General features: G+C 58.2%; 6 protein-coding genes. 3 read left to right on the plus strand and 3 right to left on the minus strand.

From position 1 onward, the window contains the following. Window positions 1–17: 17 nt before the first annotated feature. The gene (locus AVI_RS19760; RefSeq protein WP_012653905.1) at window positions 18–437 is read left to right on the plus strand and encodes a MerR family transcriptional regulator; all 420 of its coding nucleotides are present in this window, start codon (window positions 18–20) and stop codon (window positions 435–437) included. Between the two features lie 107 nt (window positions 438–544). On the opposite strand, the gene glgB is transcribed toward AVI_RS19760, so the two are convergent. From glgB to AVI_RS19775, 3 genes are read right to left on the minus strand one after another with little or no spacing between them, the layout of a single operon-like run. Further along, the gene (gene glgB, locus AVI_RS19765; RefSeq protein WP_012653906.1) at window positions 545–2,752 is read right to left on the minus strand and encodes a 1,4-alpha-glucan branching protein GlgB; all 2,208 of its coding nucleotides are present in this window, start codon (window positions 2,750–2,752) and stop codon (window positions 545–547) included. Beyond that, on the minus strand, window positions 2,749–6,051 hold the full coding sequence (gene treS, locus AVI_RS19770; RefSeq protein WP_012653907.1) for a maltose alpha-D-glucosyltransferase: 3,303 nt from the start codon (window positions 6,049–6,051) through the stop codon (window positions 2,749–2,751). The genes glgB and treS overlap by 4 nt, the downstream gene beginning before the upstream one ends. An 11-nt stretch (window positions 6,052–6,062) precedes the next feature. Continuing rightward, the gene (locus AVI_RS19775) at window positions 6,063–9,209 is read right to left on the minus strand and encodes a maltotransferase domain-containing protein (protein WP_234895228.1); all 3,147 of its coding nucleotides are present in this window, start codon (window positions 9,207–9,209) and stop codon (window positions 6,063–6,065) included. A gap of 384 nt (window positions 9,210–9,593) precedes the next feature. Between AVI_RS19775 and malQ the strand changes: the two genes are divergently transcribed. Further along, entirely contained in the window at window positions 9,594–11,396 is a 1,803-nt protein-coding gene (malQ, locus tag AVI_RS19780; protein ID WP_139192523.1) for a 4-alpha-glucanotransferase, read from the plus strand. Between the two features lie 465 nt (window positions 11,397–11,861). After that, window positions 11,862–12,074 (plus strand): cold-shock protein, encoded by a 213-nt coding sequence (locus AVI_RS19785; RefSeq protein WP_012653910.1) that lies wholly within the window; start codon window positions 11,862–11,864, stop codon window positions 12,072–12,074. Window positions 12,075–12,117 lie beyond the last annotated feature (43 nt).

The following is a 12,117-nucleotide window of genomic DNA, read 5'->3' on the forward strand; positions in this document are numbered from 1 at the left end:
GAGCAAGGGCTAAATCGATGAATATTGCAATTGGCGAGGCGGCGCGGATCAGTGGCGTCAAGGTTGCGACGATCCGGTATTACGAACAGGTCGGCCTCGTGCCGCAGCCGCCGCGCACCGATGGAAACCGCAGGCTTTACAGCGCGGCTCATTTGCAGAGGCTAACCTTCATCCGCCATGCCCGCGAGCTTGGCTTCGAGGTCGATGCCATTCGCACCCTGCTTGATCTTCAGGATAAGCCCGGTCAATCCTGCTCACCGGCTGATTCGATTGCAAGACAACGGCTTGCCGATGTCGAGGAACGGATCGACCGGCTCAGGGCGTTGAAAACCGAGTTGGAGCGAATGATCACCGGCTGTTCGCATGGGACGATTGCCGAATGCCGGGTCATCGAGGTGCTGGCCGATCACGACCAATGCCGCCACGACCGGCACTGATGTCACTAGAGTATCGGGCCGAAAATAGGAATCGGTCCGATGCTCTCAGTTTTTGTTTGTGCATCGGATTTATCCGAAAACCGGTTTCCACTTTTCGGTCCGATGCTCTAGGCCACCCATTTCAGATAGAGTGTCGCCAGTGGTGGCAGGGCGAGGTTTATCGAAAATTCCCTGCCATGGGCCGGATGCGGCTCGGCTGAGACGTCACCCTTTCCTTGCCCTGAGCCACCAAATTCACTTGCATCGCTGTTGAGGATTTCTATCCACCGTCCTTGCATGGGAACGCCGACACGGTAGTCATGGCGCAAGATCGGTGTGAAATTCGAGATCGCCAGAATGCAGGTCTCACGATTCTCGTCATAGCGCAACATGGCGATAACCGAATTTTCGGCATCGTCGGCAATCGCCCATTCAAATCCGGCGGGGTCGAGATCGCTGAATTGCAGGGCCTTTTCCTGCTGATACAGCCGGTTCAGCTTGGCGACCAAAGTCTGGATACCGGCATGATCCGGTCGGTCCAGCAAATCCCAGGATATTGATTGATCGTGGTTCCACTCGATGTCCTGGCCGATCTCGCAGCCCATGAACACCAGTTTCTTGCCGGGATGCGCCCACATGAAACCATAATACGCTCTGAGATTGGCAAGTTTCTGCCAGTGGTCGCCGGGCATTTTCCCCAGCAACGAGCCTTTGCCATGCACGACCTCATCATGGGAAATCGGTAGCACAAACCGCTCCGAATATTGATAGATCATGCTGAAGGTCATCGTGCCGTGATGGTATCTGCGATAGACCGGATCTTCTTCGATGTAGGACAGGCTGTCGTGCATCCAGCCCATGTTCCATTTGAAATCGAAGCCGAGGCCGCCTTCTTCCGGTGATTTGGTCACACCCGGCCAGGCGGTCGACTCTTCGGCAATCATCAGCGCATGCGGGCAACGGCTGTGTACGACGCTGTTCAAATGCTTGAAGAACTCGACGGATTCGAGGTTTTCCCGTCCGCCGAATTGATTGGGAATCCATTCGCCGTCGTTGCGGCTATAGTCGCGGTACAGCATCGAGGCAACGGCATCGACCCGCAGGCCGTCGATATGGAAATGCTCCAGCCACTCGAAGGCGCTGGCGATCAGAAAGCCCTTCACCTCCTTGCGACCGAGATTGTAGATCAGCGTGTTCCAGTCCCGATGAAAGCCCTCGCGCGGGTCTTCATGCTCATAAAGCGCGCTACCATCGAAGCGTGCCAGGCCCCAGACATCTGTTGGAAAATGGGCAGGTACCCAGTCGAGAAGCACGCCGACACCGCTCGCATGGCAGCGGTCGATGAAATAGGCCAAATCCTCGGGCGTGCCATAGCGCCCGGTGGGAGAAAACAGGCCAAGCGGCTGATAACCCCAGGAGCCGCCAAACGGATGTTCGGTGATCGGTAGCAATTCGATATGGGTGAAATTCATCGATTTGACGTAGGGCACCAGCCGCTGGCTCAGTTCCACCCAGTCGAGCCAGCGATTGCCATCTTCCGAGATCCGCAGCCACGAGCCGAGATGCACTTCATAGATCGAGATCGGCTCACGGGCGGCAGCATCGGCGGTCTGCCTTGTCATCCAGGCCTGGTCCGTCCAGGCAAAAGGCGTGTTTGACGCGACGATGGATGCTGTTCCCGGTGCCGCTTCGCTGGCTTTGGCGACCGGATCGGCCTTTTGCGGCAGCACATTGCCTTGCGCGTCGATCAATTCATATTTGTACCGCTCGCCGGGGCCGAGGCCCGGAACGAACAATTCCCAGATGCCGCCGGCTTGGCGCAGGCGCATCGGGTTGCGCCGCCCATCCCAGGAATTGAAATCGCCAACCACCGAAACGCGCTGTGCAGTTGGCGCCCAGACGGCAAAGCCAACCCCGGGCACCCCGTCCATCTCTCTCGGGTTGGCGCCCAGCGTGCGAGCGAGATCGTAATGAGTGGCCTCGGCGATCAGATGCAGGTCCATATCGCCCAGCAGCAGGCCGAAGGCATAGGGGTCTTCGGCAATCTGCACTGCGCCCTGCCATTCGATCCGAAACCGGTAGCGCGAGGAAGAGCGAAGCTCTCCGGCAAACAGGCCGCCCGGATGCACCAGGTTCAGCCGGCCGACTGGGGCATTGCTGTTTCTGTCGAGCATTTCAACGCCGAGCGCACCCGGAAAAATCGCCCGGACCACTGTTTCCTCATCTGTCCGATGCGGTCCCAGAATGGAAAAGGGATCGCCGTGCCTGCCGTCGATCAGGGCTTGAACCGACTGGGCATCGATGCCGGATAGCAAGTCGCTCGTGGCAATCGTCATAGGGAATTCTCCGTCAGCCGTTCGGCAATGTCGGCAAACCCGGCAAGCGGAATAGCGATCCAGCCGGGCCGATTGCTGGCTTCATAGCCGATTTCATAGGCGGCCTTTTCCAGCAGGAACAGGTCGAGGATCTCGCGGCGTTTTTCAGGGTCCATTGCCAGTGATGGTTCTCCGTCGACTGCCGTGAAATAGCTGTCGAGGAAATGCGTCTCGGCCTTCTTGCGAAACGCCTCGATCAGCGCGGCTCTTGCTGCACTGTCGCCCTGGACGACGATCTCGCGGCCCGTATCGGCGGAAGCAGCGAGATAGCTCAGTGACCGGATCAGCCCGGCCACGTCGCGCAGCGGATTGGTCTTTGCCCGCCGTTCGGCGAGGGGGCGGGCCGGTTCGCCTTCGAAATCGATGATATAAACATCGTCTTCGGCAACCAGGATTTGGCCCAGATGGAAATCGCCGTGGTTGCGGATCATCAGCGTGTCCTTGGCAACACTGGCCAGCGTACCGACCGCGCTCAAGATCTGCTCCCGACGGTCCGCCAACATGGTGCTGACCCTGATGGTTTCAGTATCGAGACCATCACTGTCGCTGCCATGACCAATCTCAGACACTCTGTCCAGGCAGTCGGCAACGCGGGCCATGACTGATCGCGCCCAAACGGAGACATCCTCATCACTCATTGCGACCGGCGCGAAAGCCGGGTCGTCTGTTGGCTTGGCCAGTGCCACATGCAACTCGCCAAGCCGCTTGCCGATCACGGCTGCTTGATTGAACAGCGGGTTGAACCGCTCTTGCTCGGCGTCATCATCCTGACCGGCAACCATGCTTTGTTCGAGCGTTTGCCTGAGCGTGTCGAGCATCCAGGTCCAGGCATCGCCCTGATTGCGGATGGCGCCCTGGATGATGATCAATGTCGAGCGCTCATCTTCAGGTGAAACCCTGACGACCTCTCCCAGCAGCGGGGCAGTGTTGGCGTAGCCAAGCCGCGTCAGGTGGCGGGTCATTTCCACTTCCGGGTGGATGCCCTGATGGATATGACGGATGAGCTTGATCATCGCCATGTCGCCGATGATCAACGAACTATTGGATTGTTCAGCCGAGAGCCATTTGACTTGCATGTCGTCGGACAGCTCAATGCCATCGAGTTGTTCGGTGCCGATGAAATCGATGGAGCCGCTTTTACTGGAAATGCTGGAGCGTTCGCGCAAAGCCCTGATGACGCCGCGTGCCATGCTTTGCATGGCAAAGCCATCCGTCAGGAAGCCAACCCGGCGTCCTTTCCGCACTCTTGCGAAGGCCAGTTGCTGGGCAAGCGCATGGGGATTCTCATCGTCCCAGGCGATGGCGAACGGTAGAAAATACCGCTCAACGCGATCTTCCAACTCGGTTTCCAACTCACCCAGCAGCAGGTCATTGCCGAAGGGCATCGGAATGGTCGAGATCAGCGAGGCGCGCTTCACCCTTTCGCCCTTGGAGGCAAACCAACGGCGCTTGGCAAGATAGGCAGGCAGGATTTCACGCGAAATCGTCTCTTGGATACCAGGCTCGTCCAGCAACTGGGCAAGCTCGCGCCGCATGACGATGGTAACGAAATCCGGCAATTGCTCCGGTGGCTCGGTGCGCCAGGTTGGCCCATCCGCATCCGTCTCGCCCGACAGCTTGAACCAGAAGAAACCATAGGGTGGCAGGGTCAGCAGATAAGTCAGCTGGCCGATGGGGGGGAATGCCGACATGCCTGTTAGTTCGATGGGAATGCGCTTTTCGAATTCAGCGAGATCCAGCTCAACCGCCTGCGGCAGGCGCGACAAATTGGCGACGCACAGCAGCACTTCGCCTTCATATTCCCGCAGATAGGCGATGATCTTGCGGTTGGCCGGTGACAGGAACCGCAATGTGCCTCGTCCGAATGCAGTAAATTTACGCCGGAGCGCCAGCATATGGCGGCTCCAGTTCAGCAGCGAATGGGCATCAGCCGACTGTGCTTCAACATTGACCGCCTCATACCCATAAAGCGGGTCCATCAGCGGCGGCAGGACCAGACGGGCCGGGTCGGCGCGGGAAAACCCGCCATTGCGATCAGGCGACCATTGCATCGGCGTGCGCACCCCGTCGCGGTCACCGAGATAGATATTATCGCCCATGCCAATCTCGTCGCCGTAATAGATCACCGGCGTGCCGCGCATCGACAGCAGCAGCGCGTTCATCAGCTCGATGCGGCGGCGGTCACGCTCCATCAGCGGCGCCAACCGGCGGCGAATGCCGAGATTGATGCGGGCGCGGCGGTCGGCGGCATAGGTATTCCACAAATAGTCCCGCTCGGCGTCGGTGACCATTTCCAGCGTCAGTTCGTCGTGATTGCGCAGGAAAATTGCCCATTGGCAATTATCGGGGATCTCAGGCGTCTGGCGCATGATGTCGGTGATCGGAAAACGATCTTCCTTGGCAATCGCCATATACATGCGCGGCATCAGCGGGAAGTGAAAGGCCATATGGCATTCGTCACCGTCACCGAAATATTCCTGGGTATCTTCAGGCCATTGATTGGCCTCGGCCAGCAGCATCTTGCCCGGATGACCTTCGTCCATTGCCGCGCGGATCTTCTTCAGGATCGCGTGGGTTTCCGGCAGGTTCTCGTTATTGGTCCCCTCGCGTTCGACAAGGTAAGGAATGGCGTCGAGCCGGAAGGCATCAATGCCGGTATCGAGCCAGAAGCGCATGACCGTGATCAATTCGTCCAGCACAGCCGGATTGTCGAAGTTGAGGTCCGGCTGGTGGGAATAGAAGCGGTGCCAATAGTAGGCGCCAGCCACCGGGTCCCAGGTCCAGTTGGACTTTTCCGTATCGAGAAAGATGATCCGGGTTTCGGGAAACTTCTGATCGGTCTCCGACCAGACATAGAAATCCCGTTCCGGCGAACCGGCAGGCGCATTGCGGGCTCGCTCAAACCAGGGATGCTGGTCGGATGTATGGTTGATCACCAATTCGATGATGACGCGCATGTCACGGGCATGAGCGGCATCCACGAAGGCGCGGAAATCGTCCATCGTGCCATAGTCCGGGCTGACATTGCCGTAATCGGCGATGTCATAGCCATCATCGCGCCGCGGCGAGGGAAAGAACGGCAAGATCCAGATGGCGGTAATGCCAAGCGAGGCGATATGGTCGAGCTTTTCCGTCAAGCCCTTGAAGTCGCCGATCCCGTCGCCATTGCCATCGTAAAAGGACTTGATATGCAATTGATAGATAATTGCATCCTTATACCAAAGCGGATCGGTCTCGGCCTGCTGATGTTGCTGTTCCATCGGAAATCTCCTCACCTGACGCGGTAAATGCTGAACGGCAGGACATGCGGGTTGAAGCCGACCGTCTGCCATTTGCCTGTCCACGTGAATTTTCTCATTGTCACCAGATCCTCGAGCGCGAGACTGCCGCTATCGGGCAGGCCCCAGCGCCACAAAGGCAGCTCGATTGAGCTGGTCTGGTCATTGTGCGGGTCGAGGCTGACAGCCACGAGCAGAACGTTTTCGCGGCCCGGACTGGCCTTTTCGAAAAACATCACCTGGTCGTTGGAAGAGGGCAGCAGCGTCAGGCCGAGATGGGAATGCAGCGCCGCGTTTTCGGTGCGAATGCGGTTCAGCATGGTAATCTCGGCAATGATATTGCCGGGTCGGTCCCAGTCCCAGGCGGTGATCTCGTATTTTTCGCTGTCGGCATATTCCTTGCGCTTGGCATCCGGGCGGCCTTCGCACAGTTCAAAACCGTTATAGACACCCCAAAGCCCGGAAAGCGTCGCAGCCAGGCCCGCCCGGATCAGATAGGCCGAGCGCGGTGCGTTCTGCAGAAAATCGGGGTTGATATCATGGGTGTTGACGAAGAAATGCGGTCTGAAGAATTCCTTCGGTGCCTGTGTCGTCAGCTCGAGCATATATTGCTCAAGCTCCCAACGCAGATTGCGCCAGGTGAAATAGGTGTAGGATTGCGAAAAGCCGATCTTGGCCAGCCTGTACATCACCTTTGGCTTGGTAAAGGCTTCCGACAGGAAGACCACTTCCGGGTGGCGGGCACGGATATCGCCGATCAGCCACTCCCAGAACGGAAACGGCTTGGTGTGCGGATTATCGACGCGAAACAGTTTGACGCCTTCGCCGACCCACATCTCGACAATGTCGCGCAAGGCCTGCCAAAGCGCGGGAACCGCGTCCTTCGCGTAGAAATCAACGTTGACGATATCCTCGTATTTCTTCGGTGGATTTTCCGCATAGCGGATCGTGCCATCCGGACGCCAATCGAACCAGCCGGGATGCTGCGTCAGCCATGGGTGATCGGGTGAGGCCTGGATGGCGAGATCGAGCGCAATCTCCAGCCCCTCATCGCGGGCAGCGGCAACCAGGGTTCTGAAATCCTCAAATGTACCGAGCTGTGGATGGATGGCGTCATGGCCGCCATCTGGCGAGCCGATTGCATAGGGGCTGCCGGGATCGTTCGGGCCTGCCTTCAGGCTGTTGTTGCGGCCCTTGCGGTTGGTCGTGCCGATCGGATGGATCGGCGGGAAATAGACCACATCGAAACCCATGGCGCGAATGGCTGGCAAGCGTTTGATGACATCGGCGAATGTGCCGTGACGATCGGGGTCGCCGCTTTGTGAGCGGGGGAAAAGCTGGTACCAGCTGGCAAAACCCGCCTCCAACCGCTCCGCATCGACAGGAAGCGGCTGCGAGCGCAACCGGAAAGGCCTGGCATCGGCGCGGTCCATCAGGGCGAATGTATCGGCTTGCAGCAACAGGTCGGCGCGTTGCTGTTCCGAGGTCTGTTCCAGATGAGCGATTAGTTGTTCAAGGTCTGAAGCCAGTTGGCCATCGGCTCTTGCCAAAGCCTCTCGCACAAGGGCGATGCCCTCCTGCAATTCCAGTTTCAGATCCAGCCGTGCCTCATGCTTCTTGGAGAGCTCATAATGAAAAATCGCAAACGGATTGCGCCAAGCCTCGACGACAAATTCATGCCGTCCGAGCCGTGACAACGAAAATTCACCCCGCCACCGGTCGTTTTCGACCAGTTCCATACGGATTTCGGTCCACTCATCCCTATCGCAGGGCCGCCAGAGCACGGCGGCAGACAGCGGGTCATGACCATCCCCAAAAATATCGGCTTCAACCGTGATCCGGTCGCCGACAATGCGCTTGATGGGGAAACGTCCTTCATCCACGGACGGCTGGATATTTTCAATCGCCAGACGCGGTGCGGCGGCGGCCTCGCCTGCCGTCGTTTCAGGCTCGAACACGATGGCATCTGCCCGTGCGCCAGTGAGCAGGCAGAGCCCGCCCGGGCCGATTTTTCCTGTCTCCAAGATCGCGGACGGCGCTTGGCCCTGGTCGAGCGTCAGTGGCAGGAAGCCGGAGGCGAGTTCGTGCAGCGCATGGAGCGGTAGGGTCGCTGATGTGCGTAAATCGCGATTGAAGGCGACGATCCGAATGCGCTGCGACGACCGCAGGTCTTCCCTGTCGGATTGGACCAGAGCGCAAGCCGGTGAACCTGCCTTGGCGACGATCCGCAAGGGTTTTCCGAGAAAAACATGCCGTTGTCCGGCTTGATCATTGAGGGCGCGGATGCTGGCGGACAGATCAAAACTGCCCTGGTCTTTCAGGCCCCTGATACCTTGGCCATCGCCATGCATGGGATCGAGCGGCGTGCTCACCCCGAATTCGAAACCCATCGGCACCATCAACGGGCCGAACGCTGCGGCAAGGTTCAGGGCGCGGATCGCCTTCCGCTCGATGATTTCACGGCTTTCCGTGCCGTGGGCGATCCGCCGGGCAAAAGGGGCTTCGGGAAAAGCGATCTGAATGCCGAGGGGGCGTTGCAGCGCGTATTCCTCCACAAACCATGGCTCCTCCAGATTCCACCAGGCAAAGGATGAGAAACAGCCGTCAAAACCTGTGCCTTGCAAGGCCCGTCGCGCCTCGAAACTCGTACCCGGCGTCCAGGCGAAGAACCGGGCCGACGGACCGGCGGCGATCAGGTCTCGCCAGAAGGACGAAGGCGCTGCATCAATGCCGATACAGCGGAAACCAGCCACGCCAGCCGCAGTAAACCGTGCAATGCGCGTGTGCCATTCACCCAGCAGATGAGTTGCTTCATCGTTATTGGTAAAATCAACAGGGCGGCTACCGGAATGAAAGGGCGAAATTCTTGGATCGGCAACCTGCCCAGGCGGCGTTTCCGTCGCAATCCGGTCAATCACCATATCCAGCATGAATTCCAGGCCATGCGCCCGGGCGGCATCGGTCAACTCCCGCAGGCGGTCATCGCCGCTGCCTGGGAGGTCCAGAGCGGGATCGAAAGTGTCGAAGGATTTGGATATGAATAGGCTCGCACCCGATGCACGCGAAAATGGCGGCGCACTGAGTATTGTATCGAAGCCGAGTCCTCGGACATGCTCAAACAGGGTGTTCCAGTCCGCCATGCCTTTGAGCAGCAATGGATGGACATAATAAATCTTTGGTGCTCTGGGAGCGAAAGAATCCCGGGCGGTGTCTTGTTGTTCGGCAGAATGTGATTGCGTCATCGTCCACCCGCATAATTTGTTTACCAAGGACAAACACCTCACGCGGCAGGTGGTTCCATTCAATAAAACATATGCCGGTGAGAGCGCAGACGCATGGAAAGGGAGACAGCCCTTGCAGGCGTTGGTTGAAAGGCTTTGCTTACTCCGGCGCTGACAATCGTTGCTGGTGGATGGAACCGTTACCTTGAGGATGGGTTGGTGGTGTGACTGCACACATCGCGACGCTGTCTGCGGCAAGGCCTCTGCCGCAGACGCTAACGATCGCTCAGGATGGACCCAATCATGACGTCAATGATCAACAGACTTGCCAAGAAACATGGGATCAACCTCGCCAGACCGGGAATAGAACAGGCGGAAGTTCCGATTTCAGACGTCACAAAACGTCGGTTGTTGGCGGCTCTCAACGTGGAAGCGGGTGAGCCTGGTCGCAGCTATCTGCCCGATTGCCTTGCTCGAGATCGTGTCTGGGGCATCAGCCTGCAACTTTATGAACTGCGATCAGTGCGCAATTGGGGGATTGGCGACTTTGCCGATTTGCAGAGCATGGTGATGCTTGCCGCCGATCAAGGTGCCGATTTTATCGGGCTTAACCCGCTGCACGCGCCTTTTCTGGCCGACCCCGCCCGGTGCAGTCCCTATGAGCCATCCAACCGGCGCTTTCTCAATCCGCTTTATATCGCTGTCGATCTGGTGCCGGGTTATCATCCAGGCATGAGCGACAGAGAGACGCTCGACGCTTTACGGCGATCCAAACTTGTCGATTACAAAGCGGTCGCCGGTGTGAAGCTTGAGGTTCTGCGGCGGATCTGGGACGGTTCAAGACGGTTGGAGCGAAACGACGATCAGGACAGAGCCGATTTCAGGCGTTTCTGCGATGAAAGCGGTGATGCTCTACAAAATCACGGTCTCTTCGAGGCTTTATCCCGATTCATGAGCGAAGGTGGCCATGGTGCAGGCTGGATGTCCTGGCCTGGGGAGTATCAGGATATCGATCATCCCTCCGTTCGGGCCTTCCGTAGCCAGAATGCCGAGGAGATCGCATTTCATGTGTGGCTTCAATGGGTCGCGCACCGGCAGCTGGAGACGGTTGCTGCCCAAGCGCGCAAAGCGGGCTTGAGAATTGGCCTTTACCTCGACCTCGCGGTCGGCGAAGCGTTGGATGGTTCGGCGACCTGGAGCGAACCGGATATCTATCTGCGCGGCGCCAGCATCGGCAGCCCGCCCGATCCTTGGGCGGTCAAAGGCCAGGATTGGCGGTTGGCCGCCTTGCAGCCGGCGTTGATCGCCTTTTCTTGCCGCTCGCCCTATCGTCAGATGATCGATGTCGCGATGCGCTATGCGGGTGCGGTGCGTATCGATCATGCCGCCGCCATTCAGCGATTGTTCCTGGTGCCAGCCGATATGGGGCCGGAGGAGGGGGCCTATGTCGATTATCCCGCCCGCGAGATCCAGGGCGTGATTGCTGAAGCCTCCTTGCGCAACCAATGCCTGGTCATTGGCGAGGATCTCGGTCTGGTGCCGTCTGGACTAAGACAGCAGATGGTGGATGCCAATCTCCTGTCCTATCGCATCCTGTCTTATGAAAGAGACAAGCGCGGCTTTATTGCGCCGGACAAATATCCGGTTATGGCGCTTGCCTGCGTCTCGACCCACGATCACCAAACGTTGGTGGGATGGTGGCGCGGTGCCGATATCGAAGCACGCGCGGCCCATGGATTGGTGCCGGAAGCGGCAAGACTCCAGGAGCAGGCCGCCCGCATTCAGGAACGAGCCGACCTGCTGCGAGCCGTTGCGTTGGCTGGGATAGAGTTGCAAGAACATGGTGTCGAACAGCCGGATCTGCATGAGCGCGTCGTGGCGGCTCATCGGTTTATGGCGAAAACAGCCTCCATGCTGGTCTCTGTCCGGCTTGCCGACCTTACCGACGAGGAAAACCCGACCAATATTCCGGGAACCAGCAGTAGCTATCCCAATTGGCAGCCGAAGCTCTCGGTCGCCTGTGAGGATCTCACCGGGTTCACCCTTTTCAATCGGATCGTCGACGCCGTCCGAGAGGAAAGACCCAAAACAAAAGAGGGTAGCTAGAGGTGGGTAAGAGAAAACTGGTCGCCGCTTTTCTCGAAAAGGCAGACTCAAACAACCATACCGACTGCCTTTGGAAACATGTCGGAATGCGCCTGGATCTGACCGTGAATGAATGCCCCTACATATTGAGGGGTAGTCTATTGAACCCAATTATGGCCGCGACGGAAACCGCTATTCCAGCGGGTATTTCAGCAGAAAAAACGCATAAATGCTTGCCGCTTTGAGCGATTTCCTGTAGATAATTTCGCGTTCGGGTATTTATGATCCCGGAGACTGGACTGATTGTATCTCCGCGCTTAATCTTCTGGGTTGCTCGGCTTTGGGGGCTTAACCTCCGCTGGTAGACGTCTTTTCCCCGTTATCGCGACTTACCGACCTGTCTCTTCGCGAAGGGACGATGCATGCTTCATCCGGCCGCCGCCGGGCGTGGCGAAACTAAAAACTCAAGGGATAAGGACTTCTCCCATGGCCATCAAGGGCACCGTAAAATTCTTCAATCAGGACAAGGGCTTCGGCTTCATCACCCCGGAAGGCGGCGCGAAGGACGTTTTCGTTCACATTTCCGCTCTCCAGGCTGCTGGCATCCAGACGCTTCGTGATGGCCAGGAAGTCACCTTCGACACCGAAGCTGACCGCATGGGCAAGGGCCCGAAGGCTGTAAACATCCGCGCTGCGTGATTGTTTCGCCTCCGTCCTTCATGGCGGATGATTTTGAACGGCG

Origin of the sequence: Allorhizobium ampelinum S4 (genome assembly GCF_000016285.1) — a bacterium.
GTDB lineage: Bacteria > Pseudomonadota > Alphaproteobacteria > Rhizobiales > Rhizobiaceae > Allorhizobium > Allorhizobium ampelinum.